Raw genomic sequence first — 17,296 nt, forward strand, 5'->3', positions numbered from 1 at the left:
AGCCTAACGCCAACAGCCGTCCGACGGGTGACACCACCGGCTACCTGGCAAACCCGAAGGAGGTGTGAGATGGGAAGTGGATGGCATGAATGGCCGCTGGTGATCTTCACCGTTTTCGGGCAGTGCGTAGCCGGCGCGTTAATCGTGATGGGCTTCATCTGGCTTAGGGAAAATGATGGCAAGGCCAGAAAGCGCATCGTGCGCAGCCTGTTTTTGCTCTGGGTTATAATGGGTATTGGCTTTATGGCCTCGGTACTGCATCTTGGCTCCCCGCTGCGTGCCTTCAACTCGCTTAACCGCGTGGGAGCGTCAGCGCTAAGTAATGAAATCGCGGCGGGTTCGATCTTCTTTGCCGTGGGCGGTTTCTGGTGGCTGGTGTCGGTTATCGGTAAAATGCCCCCAGCTTTGGGCAAAATCTGGCTGGTTGTCAGCCAGCTTCTGGGCATCGTTTTTGTCTGGGCGATGACCCGGGTCTATCAGATTGAGACCGTCCCGACCTGGTATACGGGTTACACCACGCTGAGCTTCTTCCTGACGATGGTCCTTGCTGGTCCTCTGCTGGCTGCGCTGCTGCTGCGCATTGCAAACGTGACATTCACAGGTACTCCTGCCGCGTCTGTGAGCGTACTGGCACTCATCGTCTGCGTGGCAGTCGTCGTGTTGCAAATCAATACGCTGGGGACGATACAGAGTTCTATCCAGCAGGCCAGCGCCCTGCTGCCGGACTATGGTTCGCTTCAGGTATGGCGCATCGCGTTGCTGGCGGCGGGTTTGGGCTGCTGGATCTGCCCGCTTATTCGTCGTCAGGAGCCAAAAACGCTCGGCCTGTTTGCAGGTGTCGTGCTGGTGGCGCTGGGTGAACTGATTGGGCGTGGGCTATTTTATGGTCTGCATATGACCGCAGGGTTAGCAATTGCAGGTTAACACAGGTGCGCGGGGATACCCGCGCGCAAGTAAGGAAAGTCGTAATGAATGACGTCTCACACCGCGAATCGTTCGCGTTCAGCGCCCGGGTACTGGGCGCGCTGTTTTATTTCGCTCCAGACAGCGAGCAGACCGCACCGCTGGTGAGTGCTCTGACCGCAGGTGACTGGATTCAGGACTGGCCGCTGAGGGAGGAAAGCCTGCTGCCCGTCGCCAGGATGTTTAAGACCCCGTCGGATGAAGCGTTGAAAGACGCCTGGCAGCGTCTGTTTATTGGCCCGTATGCCCTGCCTGCCCCGCCGTGGGGCTCGGTCTGGCTTGATCGCGAGTCCGTGCTGTTTGGCGATTCGACCCTCGCGTTGCGTCAGTGGATGCGTGAAAACCATATCGCCTTTGAGATGCAGCAGAATGAACCCGAGGATCATTTCGGAACGTTGCTGATGCTGGCCGCATGGCTTGCCGAGAACGGTCGCGAAACAGAACGCGACCAGCTTCTGGCCTGGCATCTGCTGCCATGGAGCACGCGTTTCCTTAGCGTATTCGTTGAAAACGCGGCCCATCCGTTCTACTCCGCGCTGGGTAAACTTGCCCAGCTGACGCTGGCGGAATGGCAGTCCACTCTGTTGATCCCGATTACAGAAAAAACGCTGTACCGATAACAGCGCCTGGCTTGCTCATCCGTTGTGCAGGCCAGGTTCGCACATTTTTACTGCAACACAACTTCACAACTGCTATACTGTATATAATTACAGTATACGGGGGTGCACAATGGCTGTTGAAACAAAATTTGTTGTCGTAAGAAAAGGTGAAGAGAAAATGACATTTGCCAGTAAGAAAGAGGCTGACGCTCACGATAAACTGCTCGATATGGCAGAAGCGTTCACCGACTGGCTGTTGCAAAGCGGAATGCAGATGGATGAAACGCAGGCGGAAAACCTTGGTCTGTATCTCGCCGAGCAGAAAGAGTCCGTGCAGCATATCCTGCGTACCAGCAAGCTTCCCGAGCTCAATCCTGCAACGGATAAAACAGCATCAGATGCGGATGACAGCAAAAAAATCCGGGCCGTCAAAGCCGCCTGATCGTCAGAATCACTCATCGCCTGTCCTGCCGCCGCGGGCCGGAAACGGCTCGCGGCTTTATTATGGTCGACTTACAGAACCGGATATGTATTAACCGTAACCCTGAAAATACGTCCGGTTAACATGATTTGTCCGCCTCAACGTTTACGCTGATATTCAGCCTTTTGGCTTCCATAGTTATCAGTGTTTTGGCCAGTTCCTTATCGCCGCCGTGTACGTTATCTATCAGATCCTGTACAAGGGTCATCATCAGGAAGTTTTTATTTGCAGGATAGAAATCTGCCGTAGTGATCCCGTTATCCTTCAGGCGCTGATGCGCTACCTTCTCTGTATCTGCGATTATTTCAGCCACTTTCTCATGCATCTTTTCGATCTGCTCGAAAACAATGCGGTTAATCATTTCAATCTGTTCTGGCGTAAAATTTGGTTCCATTATCTCCCCTCGTCAACGATCTTCCCTTTGCGTCCCAGAAAAAACAAGCCCTTCAGAATGGCGCGGTAAATTATCGCACAACTCTTGCAACTCGTTGATCATCCGGGCCACATGGAAGCCGTCACAAACAGAATGATGAACCTGAACGGCGAAAGGCAACAGGACTTTACCATCCTGGTTAACGTATTTTCCAAACGTGAACATGGGCGCAAAAAAATTCCGCATGTTAGCTACGTTGACAGAAAAACTGGTAAAGCTGACCCATGGAATATCCGATATGAAAAATATATTTTCCCGTGACTCTTCCTTAGGCCAGTAGGCCAGGATATCGCCATAACGACTCACATCTTCTGCATAAACGCGTTGAAAACGGGCAATATTTCCATCGTAATGACTCCATAACGAAGAAAATGTCTCCGTTTCTTTATGGAAAAGGGTATAGCTTGGATGAACTTCATTCCATATTACAAGCTCATCATCCTTCATGGCCATGCGGAATTCCGGATGCCGGTTTACGACGTCAGAAATAAGGGAAATAATCGCAGGATAAAATTTCCAGCCAACCTCTTTGATATGCTTTAGCAGGACGGTAATGTCCAGCTGAACCGTTTGGTTAAAAGTGGATTGAGCAAAGCCCTGAAATACTTCAAAGTGTTCCTTTCTTGCCCAACGAGATAAGTCAACTACCGTATATTCTGGCGTTATTTTCGTCATTTCAGAGCCTTAGTTGAGCTGCGCTATATAAAATAGTAGCGTATCACAAACGTAGGGGCTGTATAGACCGTAGCATAGAGGCACTCTAAATTTTCAGCGTATCAATCACCGCTCTCAGCGCCGGGGATACGTTGCGGTGTGGATAATAGAGGTACAGTCCGTCCATCCGCAGGCTGTAGCGCTGTAAGACGCGTATAAGCGTGCCACGCTCCAGATCGTCAGCCACCAGCTCAACCGGGACATAAGCCAGCCCGAGTCCCAGCCGCTCTTCCAGCTCGCGAACCGATCGACCGATCCCGGATTGTGCCAGCCCGAGCCGTTGCGCGGCTGCCGCTGCTTATGGCGTTGTTTGCAGGGATATTAATGCTCACCGGGGACAGCCTGTGGATCGTGGCCGTGCTGTTAGGTTTCCGGGGAGTGCTGGCAACAGCGGCCCCCACGGGCTGGTGGACGTGGATCGCTCGTACGTTACCGAAAGATGCCGAGGCTGGCGGCGGGCTGATGGTCGCGGTGCTCCAACTCTCTATTGCGCCTGGCTCAACGGCGGGTGGCGTGGTGTTTGATACCTTTGGCTGGCAGAGCACCTTCGCTTTAAGCAGCATATTACTCCTGGGTGCAGGGGTGCTGACTTTTACGACGTCGCGCCATCGGAAATAAGGCATTATATTCACAGGGTTATTTTATTTAATTACAAAACCTCGCTCACCTCCCGTTGAAATAATAATTAAGCAATATCCTGGTCAGCCAGCGACATCGCTTTGTTAGCTTGAGCGTTCAGGCAAAGCTCAAACCGGAGGTATTCTTTGCTGATTAAATTAAAGAAAGAACGAACGCATCAGGAGGATCGTCGTCTTGCCCTCTGGCTGGCGACCTCTGCGGGACTGCTGAATGCCATTGCGCTGGGCGCGTTCGGTTTTTTTCCCTCTCATATGACGGGCAATACCTCGCAGTTATCCAGCGAAGTTTCCTCCACCGATCTCAGCGATATTCTTTTCTTTGGCGCCATTATTCTTTCGTTTGTCTCAGGCGCCATCGCTGCGCGGATTATTGTTATCTGGGGGATTATCCATAACGTCAGGCTGGTATTCAGCCAGGTCCTTTTTGTTGAAGGGCTATTACTGGCAGGGGTATCCCTGTACGAAATGTATTTTCACTCCTTTGCCACGAATCAGGAAATTATTATTTTCCTGTGCGGGTTGATGGGAATTCATAATTCCACCTCCACGCAGCTATCCGGCGGTCGGGTGAGATCCACGCACATCACCGGCACGCTGACCGATGCGGGCATTTCGCTGGCCTCCGTTATGGTCGCCATGCTGCGCCGGGACTATTCCAAAGATACGGCCGCACAAAAAAGTCAGCTCAAAACCCATTTAACCACCCTTTTCTCCTTTATCACCGGAGGTATCGCGGGGCTGATCCTGTTCAGAGCGTTTGGATTCCACGCGATGCTGGCGCTGGGCCTGATGCTGGTAGTCGTCGCCGCCTTCTCTATCGTCCGCATCTCGTGGCGGGTACGAAAAGTGCGCGCCGCGCTTAGTCGACAGGTTTAATCAGTACGCCTTACGTGACGGTGTCACATAAGATGTACTTCTTTAAGACTATTCTGCCTGCCCACTGACAGCCCTTATGCCATAAGGCTTCCCTCAGGTTGTCACTAATTTCATAGGGTTACTGATTTACTCCCTTTTATGGAACCCTTCCGTTTCGCTTGCTATAGGTGAAGTACCCCTGCCGAAACATGGCATAACAACAGGCAGCCGGTGGTTGCTATAACGCATGCGCACAGGGAGACACACCGCAATGCACCCAATACTTAAACGTTCGCTGCTTTTTGTCGGCGCGATTATCGTGGTTCTCGCTCTCCTCACCTGGGGAATTGGACTGGAGACGATTAAGGCGCGCCAGGTTGATCTGATCTACCTCGGGCAACAGCACCTCATTCTGGTCTTTTCATCCATGTTCTTTGCTCTGCTGGTGGGCATTCCAAGCGGCATTCTGCTGAGCCGACCGGCCGCGCGTGGTATCGCCGAATATGTGATGCAAATCTTTAACGTGGGCAACACCCTGCCGCCGCTGGCCGTTCTGGCTCTGGCGATGGTAGTCATTGGCATCGGTGATAAACCGGCCATTATCGCCCTCTTTCTGGCTTCTCTGCTGCCGATTGTACGTAACACCTATGCCGGGCTGTGCTCTGTTCCCGCGTCGTTGCTGGAAGCGGCAAACGGCATCGGCATGACCAAATGGCAGCGCCTGCGTCAGGTTGAGATCCCTAACGCGTGGCCGGTGATGCTTTCCGGTATTCGCATTGCCACTGCGATTAACGTCGGTACCGCACCGCTGGCATTCCTGATTGGCGCCAGCAGCTACGGCGAGCTGATTTTCCCGGGGATCTATCTTAACGACTTCCCGACGCTGATCCTGGGCGCGGCGGCCACCGCCCTGTTCGCCCTGATTCTGGATACGCTGCTGGCGGCACTGGGTCGACTACTGAGCCCGCATCTCGCGCGATAATTATAACAAGGAGCTTCTATGAGACTGTTTTCCGGCCTGACGGCGCTGTGCGCCGCCGCGCTCCTCACAAGCCAGGCGCTCGCCGCGCCGCTGATCCTGGCAACCAAGAGCTTCACCGAGCAGCACATTCTCTCGGCCATGACCGTGCAGTATCTACAAAAGAAAGGGTTTCAGGTACAGCCTCAGACCAATATTGCAACGGTGATTTCCCGTAACGCGATGATCAACAAGCAGATTGATATGACCTGGGAGTACACCGGCACGTCGCTGATCATCTTCAACCACATTAATAAACGCATGTCGCCGCAGGAGTCATACGAGACGGTGAAACGCCTCGACGCGAAGCACGGTCTGGTGTGGCTTAAACCTGCCGATATGAACAATACCTATGCCTTTGCCATGCAGCGCAAGCGCGCCGAGGCTGAACATATCAATACCATGTCTGAGATGGTGGCAAAGATTGAGCAGATCCGTAAAACCGATCCGGATAACAACTGGCTGCTGGGCCTTGACCTGGAATTTGCCGGGCGCAGCGACGGGATGAAACCGTTGCAGGCGGCCTACAACATGGAGCTGGACCGCCCACAGATCCGCCAGATGGATCCGGGCCTGGTCTATAACGCGGTGCGCGACGGGTTTGTCGATGCGGGGCTGATCTACACCACCGACGGGCGCGTAAAGGGCTTCGATCTTAAAGTGCTGGAAGACGATAAAGGCTTCTTCCCGAGTTATGCCGTGACGCCAGTTGTTCGAAAAGACACGCTCGAAGCTAACCCGGGGCTGGAGGAGGCGCTTAACACTCTCTCAGCCCAGCTCAATAACGACGTTATCACCGACCTGAATAAAAAGGTGGATATCGACCATCAGTCACCGCAGCAGGTCGCCCGTGATTTCCTGCGTAGCAAACAGTTGCTGTAGGAGGCGCTATGGAGACGATTCACTATATTCTCGACAACGGGGACTATCTCTTAACCCTGACGCTGCAACACCTCTGGCTGGTGGCTCTCGCCGTCGGCCTGGCAATTGTTATTGGCGTGCCGCTGGGCATTTTAATTGTCCGCCATAAATGGCTGGCAACGCCGGTGCTGGGGATTGCCACCATTGTGCTCACCATCCCGTCAATAGCGCTTTTCGGCCTGATGATCCCGCTCTTTTCGCTGATCGGTCAGGGCATTGGCGCCCTGCCCGCAATTACGGCAGTGTTCCTCTATTCGCTGCTGCCGATTGTGCGTAACACCCACACGGCGCTCGACAGCCTGCCGCCGGGCCTGCGTGAAGCGGGACGCGGCATCGGCATGACCTTCTGGCAGCGTCTGCGCTGGGTGGAATTCCCGATGGCGCTGCCGGTGATTTTTGGCGGCATCCGCACCGCCGTGGTGATGAACATCGGCGTCATGGCGATCGCCGCCGTGATCGGTGCGGGCGGGCTGGGCCTGCTGCTGCTTAACGGTATTGGCGGGAGTGACATTCGTATGTTGATTGCGGGCGCGCTGATGATTTGTCTTTTAGCGATTGTGCTCGACTGGTTGCTGCACCGTTTGCAGGTGGTACTGACTCCGAAGGGGATTCGATAATGATAAAACTGGAAAACCTCACCAAACAATTTTCACATAAACACGGCCAGACGTTTAAGGCCGTCGACAACGTCAACCTGAACGTGCCTGAAGGGGAAATGTGCGTGCTGCTCGGCCCGTCCGGCTGCGGGAAAACCACTACCCTGAAGATGATCAACCGTCTCATTACCCCAAGCAGCGGGACGATCCTGATTAACGGCGAAGACACGAGCGGCATGGACACCGTAACCCTGCGCCGCAACATTGGCTACGTGATCCAGCAGATTGGCCTGTTCCCCAACATGACCATCGAAGAGAACATTACCGTCGTGCCGCGCATGCTGGGCTGGGATAAAGCGCGCTGTAAATCCCGCGCCGAAGAGCTGATGGATATGGTGGCAATGGATCCGCATAAATTCCTTCACCGCTATCCGCGCGAAATGTCCGGCGGTCAGCAGCAGCGTATCGGCGTCATCCGTGCGCTGGCAGCGGATCCTCCGGTCCTGCTGATGGATGAACCGTTCGGCGCGGTCGACCCGATTAACCGTGAGGTGATCCAGAACCAGTTCCTGGAGATGCAGCGCAAGCTGAAAAAGACCGTGATGCTGGTGAGCCACGATATTGACGAAGCGCTGAAGCTGGGCGACCGTATTGCCGTCTTTCGTCAGGGGCGTATCGTGCAGTGCGCCAGCCCGGATGAGCTGCTGGCGAAACCCGCGAATGAGTTTGTCGGCTCGTTTGTGGGCCAGGACCGCACGTTGAAACGCCTGCTGTTGGTTTCGGCGGGCGACGTCACCGACCAGCAGCCTACCATTACGGTACGCGAATCGACGCCGCTGCCGGAGGCCTTCGCCACCATGGATGACAACGATATTCGCGCCATTACCGTAGTTGATGAGCACGGCAAACCGCTCGGCTTTGTGAAGCGCCGCGAAGCGCGTAACGCCAGCGGCAGCTGCGGGGATATTCTGCACCCGTTCCGCATGACCGGTAAGGCCGAGGATAACCTGCGCGTGGTGCTTTCTCGCCTGTATGAGAGCAACACCAGCTGGATGCCGATTGTGGACGAGGACGGACGCTATAACGGCGAGATATCCCAGGATTATATTGCGGAGTATTTGAGTTCCGGGCGTACGCGCCGGGCATTGAATATTCATAGCGAAATTTAAGCATTCAGGCCGGGTATTGCCCGGCCTTTTTCCGCACGCATACCTTTTGCTAACATCCCGAATTCCCGCCACAATATTGTATCGTCCCCGTTAAATCACGAGTTCATGCAACGTCTTCACGCTTACCCCGACATCCGCGCGATGTTTCGTCGTCTCCTGATAGCTACCGTCACCGGCGTGCTGGCGGCGCTGGCCGTTGCGGTGTTCCGCCACAGCATGTATCTGCTGGAGTGGCTATTTCTTAGCAACGAAAGCGGAAGTCTGGTGAACGCCGCAGCCGCGTTATCGCCCTGGCGGCGGGCGCTGACGCCTGCGCTGGGCGGTCTGGCCGCGGGAATGCTACTGTGGGGATGGCAGCGCATGACGGCACAACGTCCCCACGCCCCTACCGATTATATGGAAGCGCTTGAGACGGGTGACGGCCAGTTTGACTACGGCGCCAGCCTGGTGAAATCCCTCGCGTCGTTGCTGGTGGTCGCCAGCGGCAGCGCCATCGGCCGTGAAGGCGCCATGATCCTGCTCGCCGCCCTTGCCGCCTCCTTTTTTGCGCAACGTTGTACGCCAAAACCCGAATGGAAACTGTGGATCGCCTGCGGTGCCGCCGCCGGGATGGCCAGCGCCTATCATGCGCCGCTGGCGGGCAGCCTGTTTATCGCAGAGATCCTGTTTGGCACGCTGATGCTGGCCTCCCTCGGCCCGGTGGTGATTGCCGCTGTGGTGGCGCTGCTTACCACGCGCCTGTTAAGTCCCGGCGCGAATACGCTTTATACGGTACACCTGAGTGAGACACTAACAGCCGCAGATTATGCGCTAATAGCTGGCGTGGGTCTGCTGGCTGGCGTTTGCGGCCCGCTGCTGATGTGGCTGATGGCGGCCAGCCACAGGCTGTTTCTGCGTCTCAAACTCTCACCCCCGTGGCAGCTGGCGCTGGGGGGACTGATCGTCGGGCTGTTGTCGCTGCTGACGCCGAAGGTATGGGGGAATGGCTACAGCGTGGTTCAGGCGTTTTTGCAGTCGCCGCCGATGCTGTCGGTGATTGCCGGTGTCTTTATCTGCAAACTCCTGGCGGTGCTGGCAAGCAGCGGGTCCGGTGCGCCGGGAGGGGTGTTTACGCCAACCTTGTTCGTCGGTATGGCAACCGGCATGCTGTTTGCGCAGCTATTTACGCTGGGGTTTCCCGGTTCTGAGACGGCGATCCTGCTTGGGCTGGCGGGAATGGCAACGCTGCTCGCCGCCACAACGCATGCGCCAATTATGTCGGCCTTGATGGTATGTGAAATGACCGGGCAGTATTTTTTACTTCCCGGTTTGCTGGTTGCCTGTGTTGTGGCGTCGGTATTATCGAGAACGCTACGCCACGACTCGATCTATGGCCAGCATACCGCCGAAAGCCGCAAGATCGATATAGTGCGCTAATTCGCGCTGCTCGGCGCGTGGCAGATAAGGCAGTTCGCCCACCAGCGGGCCAGGCAGCTTTTTGCTCAGCACGTCGATGATTTCAGCGTAGTGCGCAAGGCCCGGGTTAATGCGGTTCGCCACCCAACCAATCAGCGGCAGGCCGTCATTAGCGATAGCCTGCGCCGTCAGCAAGGCATGGTTGATGCACCCTTCCTGAATGCCCACGACCATAATCACCGGCAACTGCTCCTGCACCACCCACTCGGAAAGGGGACGTAAATCGTTCATCAGGCTGCGCCAGCCGCCGGTCCCTTCAACAACTACGTGGTCAACCTTTTCACTCAGATTTGCCAGGCCATCAGAAAGCAGGCTGTAGTTGATAAGCCCACTGTGGGCAACGCTGCTTTCCTCTTCGCTTAACGCAATAGGATTGACGGCTTCATAAGGCAGGTCCGGAGACGAGACGCTTTGCAGAATCAGGGCGTCCTTATTGCGCAGCCCTTCCGGCGTCTCTTTACTGCCTTTTGCAACCGGCTTGTATCCTGCAACGCGTTTACCGCTTGCCGCCAGGGCCTGGAGTAACGCGCGGGATACGACCGTCTTCCCGACAGACGTATCCGTACCAGTAATAAAGAAACGCTTAAGCATGACTCATTCCACCTCTTGGGTATGCTTCAAAAAATATAAACCAGGTAAATAATTCAGTGGAGAAAGTCTACGGGAAGCGTGCGCTATCCAGCTTGAGATAGCGCAATTTTTCGTACATCTCTGGAAAAGAGTTAGCCCTGAAGCAAGCGAATCAGTAACGAGCCGTTGTACATAGCATCTTTTACCAGCGCGGCACCGGCCATGGTGCCCTGGTTGGAAAACTGCGTACTTTCGACCACGATATTTTTGCTGTAAGCGGGAAGCGCCTGCTGGTTGATGCAGGCGGAAATCGCAGGAAAGAGGATATCCGCGGCCTGGCTGAGCGGGGAGCCAATCAGTATTTTTTGTGGGTTAAACAGGTTCACCATAATGGCCAGAATGCGCCCGACGTTATTGCCCACGCCGGTAATGATGTCCTTTGCCAGCAGATCGCCCTGCCTTGCCGCCGTACACAGGGCATCGACGCTCAACGGTTGACCGTGCAGCGTGGAGCTCATCGACTGGCTGAGCCTCACCTGTGCCAGCTCCAGCACGCTTTCAACGCTGGCAATCGTCTCCAGACAACCATGGTTACCGCAGTAGCAGCGTTTTCCGTACGGATCGACCTGCGTATGGCCAATCTCCACCAGGCTACTGCTGCCGGCATGCAACAGGCGCCCGTCGGTGATCACCCCTGCGCCCACGTTGTGGTCAATCACCACCTGAATCACGTCCCGCGCGCCACGAGAGGCCCCAAACAGCGCCTCCGCCATCGTCCATGCGCTGATATCATGCTGAATGTAGACCGGCACACCGGTGTGGTTTTCCAGCACGTCGCCCAGCGGCATCTCTTTGACGTTTTCATAAAACGGCATGCGGTGCACAATGCCATTTTCGGTATCAATAATTCCCGGCAGGGTGATCGCAATCGCGGTTAAACGTTCAAGGCGCTGCTGGTGACGAATAAAGAACTGGTCGATATGGGTCAGAATGGCATCGAGGAGGGGTTGCTCTGCATCAAGCGGGAGTTCCAGCCGGTCTTCTACCACCAGCTTGCTGCTGAGGTCGCGCAGCGCAAGGAAGATCTCCCCACGGCTGATGCGCAGTGAAAGATAATGCCAGGCTTCCGTTTCCACCACCAGCCCGACCGCCGGACGGCCACGGCTACCCGGCTCCTGAATTTCCGTCTCCTGAACCAGATGGGCTTCCAGCATTTCGCGGACAATCTTGGTAATACTGGCGGGTGCCAGTTGTGCCAGGCGCGAAAGATCGATACGCGAAACGGGACCAAGCTGATCAATCAGGCGATAAACGGCGCCCGCGTTGGTTTGCTTGATCTGATCGATATGCCCTGGCTGACTATCAGCAACCACCTCGTACTCCCTTATTTTCGAGCTTCGAAATAAACTGAGGGCTATGGTGAAGCACTTCAATGGCTGACGTCAAATTTTTACTTAGCCATGTGATTTACAGCACATTTTCGCCCGCTTTTCCCTATAAATAACGCCCGCGAGAAGCGGTAATTAATTGTTCTTTGAAACGCTGTGCCGCATGGCTCTGTTCACGATGTTTAGACCATACCAGCCACATCTCTGAGACTGCATCCCGCTCGGCAATCGTCACCCAGCGCATTTCCGGCAGTTGTACCCGTTTAAACGAGGCCGGGAGAATCGACACGCCAAGCCCTGCGGCAACGAGACCAATGATCGTCATGGCTTCCCCCACCTCCTGCGCGATAGTCGGGACAAGGCCATAGCGCCGCATCAGACCCAGAATATCGTCGTACAGCCCGGTACCCACCTGTGGGTCAAAAAAGACAAACGGCTCTTTCGCCAGTTCAGCCAGCGTGACGCTGTGCTGCGCGGCGAGCGGATGATCCCTGGGGATCATCGCCATCAGCGGTTCGCGCAGGATCACCTGCCACGCCAGGGTATCAGGCAACTGGGTGTTTCGCATCAGCCCCAGGTCGAGCGAACCTTCGTTAAGCGGCGATATCTGCTCCCGGGTATTTATTTCGCGCGTCTGAATATGCACGTCCGGAAAGTGACGGCGAAACGAGGATAGCGTTTCCGAAACGGCGCTGATAAACGGGGCCGATGAGGTGAACCCGATGCGCAGCTCTCCCGTCTCCCCGAGATAAAGCCGTTCCGCTCTGGCGGCGGCGTCCTCCACCATACTCAGGATCTGCCGGCTATCGGCAAGAAACTGTTTTCCCGCCGCCGTCAGGCTCACGCTGCGGTTGGTTCGCGCCAGCAGACGCGCCCCGACCTGCTGCTCCAGGATCTGTATCTGCTGGCTTAGCGGTGGCTGAGAGATATTCAGCCTTGCCGCCGCACGACCAAAATGCAGCTCTTCGGCGACGGCGACAAAATAGCGTAGATGGCGCAGCTCGATATTCATATTTTTAAAGTATCATTTGAGATTATTAATATATTAGACAGAATATTTACATTTTCCTACTCTAATCTTGTGGTCATACCCGTCACCAGAAACCACGGGGATGTTTAAGCAAGGATTATGTGTGAGCCGTACAACGACCGTTGATATCGCGCCGGCCAGCGACATTGATGATTTACCCGCAGCACCGCAGCCGGTTCAGTTTATTAAACGTGGTACCCCCCAGTTTATGCGCGTCACGCTGGCGCTCTTCTCAGCGGGTCTCGCCACTTTCGCCCTGCTCTACTGCGTACAGCCGATCCTGCCGGTCCTGTCGCATGAATTTGGCGTGTCGCCAGCCAGCAGCAGTATTTCGCTCTCCATTTCAACCGGGATGCTGGCGATCGGTCTGCTGTTCACCGGGCCACTTTCGGATGCCATCGGGCGTAAGCAGGTCATGGTCACGGCGTTAATGCTGGCCTCCGTGTGTACCTTGCTGTCCACCATGATGACCAGCTGGCACGGCATACTATTCATGCGCGCGCTGATTGGTTTATCCCTGAGCGGCGTGGCGGCGGTCGGAATGACCTATCTCAGCGAGGAGATCCACCCGAGTTTCGTGGCCTTCTCCATGGGGCTATACATAAGCGGGAACTCTATCGGCGGGATGAGCGGACGCCTGCTCAGCGGTGTGTTTACTGATTTCTTTAACTGGCGCATTGCGCTGGCCGTTATCGGCTGCTTCGCCCTCGCTTCGGCGCTGATGTTCTGGAAAATCCTGCCGGAATCGCGCCATTTCCGCCCGACCTCCCTGCGTCCGAAAACGTTGTTTATCAACTTTCGCCTGCACTGGCGCGATCGAGGGCTGCCCCGTTTGTTTCTGACCGGTTTCCTGCTGATGGGCTCGTTTGTGACGCTGTTTAACTACATCGGCTATCGTCTGATGCTTTCACCGTGGCATCTTAGCCAGGCATTGGTGGGTTTACTCTCTGTGGCATATCTCACCGGGACATGGAGTTCACCAAAAGCGGGCGCGATGACCGCGCGCTTCGGCCGCGGTCCGGTGATGCTGGTTTCTACCGCCGTGATGTTGTTCGGACTGCTGATGACGCTTTTCTCTTCCCTGTGGCTGATTTTTGCCGGAATGCTGCTCTTCTCTGCGGGATTCTTTGCCGCGCATTCTGTTGCCAGCAGCTGGATTGGCCCTCGCGCGCGCCGCGCCAAAGGTCAGGCTTCGTCACTGTATCTGTTCAGTTACTATCTTGGTTCCAGCATAGCCGGTACGCTCGGCGGGGTGTTCTGGCATAACTACGGCTGGAACGGCGTGGGCGGATTTATCGCGCTGATGCTGTGCGCGGCACTGCTGGTGGGCGCGAGCCTGCATAAACGACTGCATTAAATTTAATTGAACTGACGATATTGCATATTACGAAAGGCCAAATTTGATGGCCTTTCGTTTTAAATGACTTAAATCAACGAGTATTGTAAGCGGCAATACCTGCGCCAACAACAGCCAATACACCCACCACTGCTTTAGCCTCTTTTACATGCTGGTTATGCATTATTGCTGCTTTATTAGCATTAACCGCGTTAGGGTCCAATGTAATAACATTGCTAAAATGATTCATGCAAGCTTCATCAACAGTTCCATTGAAGGTGCCCGAAAGTACTTTATCAGTTTTATTATCTATTGATAATGACAATGCACAAATATGAGTTGCCGTTGCACTGCCATAATTTCCAGTGGTGTCAGATGTTCCAACCGCCCCACCAGAAAAACCGTTACCATATCCCTGATAACTGGAACCACTCACCGCCACAGCATTAGTATCAGTACTAAAAGAACCGACAGACGTTGTCCCCTGATTACTGTCCCACTGATACATCGTCTGGCTGCCATTGATGGGCATTGTACGTGTTGGTATCCCTAAATCAGTCATTGCTTCTGCCTTACTATGCCCAATAAGGGTAATTGTGGCATTTCTATACTGAGAAGGAACGGGTTGCATCGCGCAGCCACTTAGCAAAGGCGCTGCAATCGCGCAGAAAATAAATTTATTCATTATAAGAGTTGCCTATTAATTGACTTTGACGCATTGAATATCGCGCCAGATAAGAATATTCCTATACACTCTTCTATATTTGACTATGAGAGCTATTTTCAACATCCAAATAATTCACCCAATCAATATAAACAACATTATTTATTTGCGAAGGTTATTCGATAACATAGAATATCAACGTCATTTGAATAAGTAACATATGTTTTAATCAGATATGAACCTCTGTATGCTCGTTATGACATTCAAACACAACGAGAGCACAGAATGAAAAATAACCATTTTTATCAATCTCTTACCAAAACCTTCCAGCGCCTCTCCCGCTTCTCGCACCTCTCCTCCATCGCCAGCTGGGACATGTTCACCATGATGCCGCCAGGTGGCAGTGCCGCGCGCGGTGAAGCGCTGGCGGAGATGAGCGTCCTGCAACATCAGATCCTGACCGATAAAAAAGTGGGTGAATGGCTGGCGGCGGCGGCAGACGAAGATCTGAACGACGTTGAGCAAGCCAACCTGCGTGAAATGACGCGTCACTACCAGCAGGCCACTTTACTGCCGGAATCGCTGGTGGAGGCCAAATCGCTGGCGGGCAGCAGGTGTGAACACGCGTGGCGCACTCAGCGTCCGGCCAACGACTGGCAGGGCTTTTCAGCCAACCTGAAAGAGGTGGTGAAACTCAGTCGTGAAGAAGCCCGCCTGCGCGCTGAGGCTAAAGGCTGCACGCCTTACGACGCGCTGCTGGATATCTTTGAACCCGATATGACCAGCGCTCGCCTGGATGTGCTGTTCGGCGATCTGAAGTCCTGGCTACCGGAGCTGCTGGCAAAGGTTGTGGAAAAACAGGCTCAACGATCGTTCGTTCCGCCACAGGGTCCCTTCCCGACCGCGACCCAGCGCGAGCTGGGCCTGGAAGCGATGACAATGCTTGGCTTCGATTTTAACGGCGGTCGTCTGGACGTAAGTGCCCATCCTTTCTGCGGCGGCGTGCCGGAAGATGTGCGTATCACCACGCGTTACGATGAAGATGAACTCCTCAGCGCGCTTTTCGGCGTGATCCACGAAACCGGACATGCGCGCTACGAGCAAAACCTTCCGCGAGCGTGGGCCGGCCAGCCCGTTGCGCTGGCGCGCTCTACGGCGATCCATGAATCCCAGAGTCTGTTTTTTGAAATGCAGCTGGGCCGCAGCGACGCTTTCCTGAAGCATCTGCTTCCGGCGGTTCATGCCCGTTTCGGCAGCCAGGCGGCATTTAGTGAAGAGAATTTTATTGCCTGGAACCAGCGCGTGAAGCCGGGATACATCCGGGTTGATGCGGATGAAGTGAGCTATCCGGCGCACGTGGTGCTGCGCTATGAGATCGAGCGCGCGCTAATCAACGGCGAAATTGAAGTGGATGATATTCCCGCGTTATGGGATGAGAAAATGCAGGCGTGGCTTGGGTTATCCACCAAAAATAACTATCGCAACGGCTGTATGCAGGATATCCACTGGACCGACGGCGGTTTTGGCTACTTCCCGTCTTACACGCTGGGAGCAATGTATGCAGCACAGCTGTTTCATGCTGCTAACACGGCGCTTCCCGGGTTGCAGGCATCCATCGCCGGGGGCGATTTCTCGGCGCTGTTCGACTGGCTGCGTCAGAATATCTGGCAGCACGGCAGCCGTTTCAGCACATCGCAGCTCATCACCCAGGCCACGGGTGAAGATCTGAATATCCGCTACTTCCGCGAACACCTGACGTCCCGCTACCTGTAACCGACCGCGCCGGGGTGCCGCCCCGGCGTTGTACATATGGTTACACGCCGATACCAATCACTCACGGAAACCCCGAATTAACAGGGATATAGTCATTTCAACGGCCCCGCAGTGGGGTTGAATGAAAACCAAATTCGAGGGTATGAAAATGAAAAAAGTATTAGCTCTGGTTGTTGCCGCTGCTATGGGTCTGTCTTCCGCTGCATTCGCGGCTGAAACTACCGCCACCGCAGCGCCTGCGGCATCCACCGCTGCTCCGGCCAAAACGGTTCACCATAAAAAACATCATAAAGCGGCTAAACCAGCGGCAGAGCAAAAAGCGCAGGCCGCGAAAAAGCACCACAAAAAAGCGGCAAAACCTGCGGTAGAGCAGAAGGCCCAGGCAGCTAAAAAGCATCACAAAAAAGCGGCAAAACACGAAGCGGCTAAACCTGCTGCACAGCCAGCAGCGTAAGAGTACAAGCTTAACCGTGCCCTTCGGGGCACGTTGGTAAACCGGCGCTGAACGGGTTTGCGGTCAGCGCCGTTTTTTTATCCGGAGGGCGTATGCTGCGGCGCTATCGGTTTGAGTTCATTCTTATCCTGCTAATTTTATGCGCGCTCATCGCCAGCCACTTTTATCTTTCCTGAATGTAGCACGCTGATTTTACTCCCACTTTCTCGCCGTCGCGTCTATAGTATTTTCATAGGGTT

The 17,296-nt window shown here is 54.7% G+C and carries 19 protein-coding genes and 3 pseudogenes; 15 read left to right on the top strand and 7 right to left on the bottom strand.

Annotated features, from left to right (window positions below; genetic code table 11):
* The 4 genes and pseudogenes from G6Q29_RS21590 to G6Q29_RS09595 form a co-directional block, all read left to right on the top strand.
* Positions 1–68 (top strand): annotated as a pseudogene (locus G6Q29_RS21590) (dimethyl sulfoxide reductase subunit B); the annotation flags it as partial.
* Between the two features lies 1 nt (position 69).
* Entirely contained in the window at positions 70–924 is an 855-nt protein-coding gene (locus G6Q29_RS09585; protein ID WP_165465421.1) for a dimethyl sulfoxide reductase anchor subunit family protein, read from the top strand.
* A gap of 44 nt (positions 925–968) precedes the next feature.
* A complete protein-coding gene (dmsD, locus tag G6Q29_RS09590; RefSeq protein ID WP_165465422.1) occupies positions 969–1,583 on the top strand; it encodes a Tat proofreading chaperone DmsD in 615 nt (204 codons plus the stop codon).
* Between the two features lie 109 nt (positions 1,584–1,692).
* Positions 1,693–2,004, top strand: a complete 312-nt coding sequence (locus tag G6Q29_RS09595) for a YebG family protein (RefSeq protein WP_165465423.1) — start codon at positions 1,693–1,695, stop codon at positions 2,002–2,004.
* A 118-nt stretch (positions 2,005–2,122) separates the two neighbouring features.
* Here G6Q29_RS09595 and G6Q29_RS09600 read toward each other — a convergent pair whose 3' ends face one another.
* From G6Q29_RS09600 to G6Q29_RS09610, 3 genes and pseudogenes are all read right to left on the bottom strand, one after another.
* Positions 2,123–2,437 (bottom strand): nitroreductase, encoded by a 315-nt coding sequence (locus tag G6Q29_RS09600; RefSeq protein WP_165465424.1) that lies wholly within the window; start codon positions 2,435–2,437, stop codon positions 2,123–2,125.
* Positions 2,438–2,449: 12 nt separating this feature from the next.
* The gene (catA, locus tag G6Q29_RS09605; protein ID WP_165465425.1) at positions 2,450–3,151 is read right to left on the bottom strand and encodes a type A chloramphenicol O-acetyltransferase; all 702 of its coding nucleotides are present in this window, start codon (positions 3,149–3,151) and stop codon (positions 2,450–2,452) included.
* Positions 3,152–3,236: 85 nt separating this feature from the next.
* Positions 3,237–3,416 (bottom strand): annotated as a pseudogene (locus tag G6Q29_RS09610) (LysR substrate-binding domain-containing protein); the annotation flags it as partial.
* Between the two features lie 62 nt (positions 3,417–3,478).
* Between G6Q29_RS09610 and G6Q29_RS09615 the strand changes: the two are divergent.
* From G6Q29_RS09615 to clcB, 7 genes and pseudogenes are all read left to right on the top strand, one after another.
* Positions 3,479–3,808: pseudogene (locus G6Q29_RS09615) on the top strand (MFS transporter); the annotation flags it as partial.
* A gap of 146 nt (positions 3,809–3,954) precedes the next feature.
* Entirely contained in the window at positions 3,955–4,704 is a 750-nt protein-coding gene (locus tag G6Q29_RS09620; RefSeq protein ID WP_165465426.1) for a YoaK family protein, read from the top strand.
* 250 nt (positions 4,705–4,954) lie between these two features.
* Positions 4,955–5,665, top strand: coding sequence for an osmoprotectant ABC transporter permease OsmY (osmY, locus tag G6Q29_RS09625; RefSeq protein WP_165465427.1), 711 nt, complete (start codon positions 4,955–4,957; stop codon positions 5,663–5,665).
* Between the two features lie 18 nt (positions 5,666–5,683).
* Positions 5,684–6,583, top strand: coding sequence for an osmoprotectant ABC transporter substrate-binding protein OsmX (osmX, locus tag G6Q29_RS09630; RefSeq protein WP_165465428.1), 900 nt, complete (start codon positions 5,684–5,686; stop codon positions 6,581–6,583).
* 8 nt (positions 6,584–6,591) lie between these two features.
* On the top strand, positions 6,592–7,239 hold the full coding sequence (osmW, locus tag G6Q29_RS09635) for an osmoprotectant ABC transporter permease OsmW (protein WP_165465429.1): 648 nt from the start codon (positions 6,592–6,594) through the stop codon (positions 7,237–7,239).
* On the top strand, positions 7,239–8,387 hold the full coding sequence (gene osmV, locus G6Q29_RS09640) for an osmoprotectant ABC transporter ATP-binding protein OsmV (protein WP_165465430.1): 1,149 nt from the start codon (positions 7,239–7,241) through the stop codon (positions 8,385–8,387). Before osmW ends, osmV begins: the two co-directional genes overlap by 1 nt.
* Before the next feature lie 105 nt (positions 8,388–8,492).
* Positions 8,493–9,803: a voltage-gated ClC-type chloride channel ClcB gene (clcB, locus tag G6Q29_RS09645; RefSeq protein ID WP_165465431.1), complete on the top strand. Its 1,311-nt coding sequence runs from the start codon at positions 8,493–8,495 to the stop codon at positions 9,801–9,803.
* On the opposite strand, the gene bioD is transcribed toward clcB, so the two are convergent.
* From bioD to G6Q29_RS09660, 3 genes are all read right to left on the bottom strand, one after another.
* Positions 9,738–10,433: a dethiobiotin synthase gene (bioD, locus tag G6Q29_RS09650; protein ID WP_165465432.1), complete on the bottom strand. Its 696-nt coding sequence runs from the start codon at positions 10,431–10,433 to the stop codon at positions 9,738–9,740. The two genes, clcB and bioD, sit on opposite strands and share 66 nt — an antisense overlap.
* 131 nt (positions 10,434–10,564) lie before the next feature.
* The gene (mlc, locus tag G6Q29_RS09655; protein ID WP_165465433.1) at positions 10,565–11,785 is read right to left on the bottom strand and encodes a sugar metabolism global transcriptional regulator Mlc; all 1,221 of its coding nucleotides are present in this window, start codon (positions 11,783–11,785) and stop codon (positions 10,565–10,567) included.
* 121 nt (positions 11,786–11,906) lie between these two features.
* Positions 11,907–12,812: a LysR family transcriptional regulator gene (locus G6Q29_RS09660; protein WP_165465434.1), complete on the bottom strand. Its 906-nt coding sequence runs from the start codon at positions 12,810–12,812 to the stop codon at positions 11,907–11,909.
* Between the two features lie 121 nt (positions 12,813–12,933).
* On the opposite strand from G6Q29_RS09660, the gene G6Q29_RS09665 reads away from it, so the two are divergent.
* Positions 12,934–14,187, top strand: coding sequence for an MFS transporter (locus G6Q29_RS09665; RefSeq protein ID WP_165465435.1), 1,254 nt, complete (start codon positions 12,934–12,936; stop codon positions 14,185–14,187).
* 73 nt (positions 14,188–14,260) lie between these two features.
* Here G6Q29_RS09665 and G6Q29_RS09670 read toward each other — a convergent pair whose 3' ends face one another.
* Positions 14,261–14,851 (bottom strand): hypothetical protein, encoded by a 591-nt coding sequence (locus G6Q29_RS09670; RefSeq protein WP_165465436.1) that lies wholly within the window; start codon positions 14,849–14,851, stop codon positions 14,261–14,263.
* Between the two features lie 264 nt (positions 14,852–15,115).
* On the opposite strand from G6Q29_RS09670, the gene G6Q29_RS09675 reads away from it, so the two are divergent.
* The 3 genes from G6Q29_RS09675 (at position 15,116) to G6Q29_RS21870 (ending at position 17,233) form a co-directional block, all read left to right on the top strand.
* The gene (locus tag G6Q29_RS09675; protein ID WP_165465437.1) at positions 15,116–16,603 is read left to right on the top strand and encodes a carboxypeptidase M32; all 1,488 of its coding nucleotides are present in this window, start codon (positions 15,116–15,118) and stop codon (positions 16,601–16,603) included.
* A gap of 148 nt (positions 16,604–16,751) precedes the next feature.
* On the top strand, positions 16,752–17,057 hold the full coding sequence (asr, locus tag G6Q29_RS09680; RefSeq protein WP_003857459.1) for an acid resistance repetitive basic protein Asr: 306 nt from the start codon (positions 16,752–16,754) through the stop codon (positions 17,055–17,057).
* Positions 17,058–17,149: 92 nt separating this feature from the next.
* Complete coding sequence (locus tag G6Q29_RS21870) at positions 17,150–17,233, top strand: hypothetical protein (RefSeq protein WP_057979992.1); 84 nt, start codon at positions 17,150–17,152, stop codon at positions 17,231–17,233.
* Positions 17,234–17,296: the final 63 nt, after the last annotated feature.

Origin of the sequence: Enterobacter cloacae (assembly GCF_011078175.1) — a bacterium.
In the GTDB taxonomy this organism is placed as follows: Bacteria; Pseudomonadota; Gammaproteobacteria; order Enterobacterales; family Enterobacteriaceae; genus Enterobacter; species Enterobacter cloacae_Q.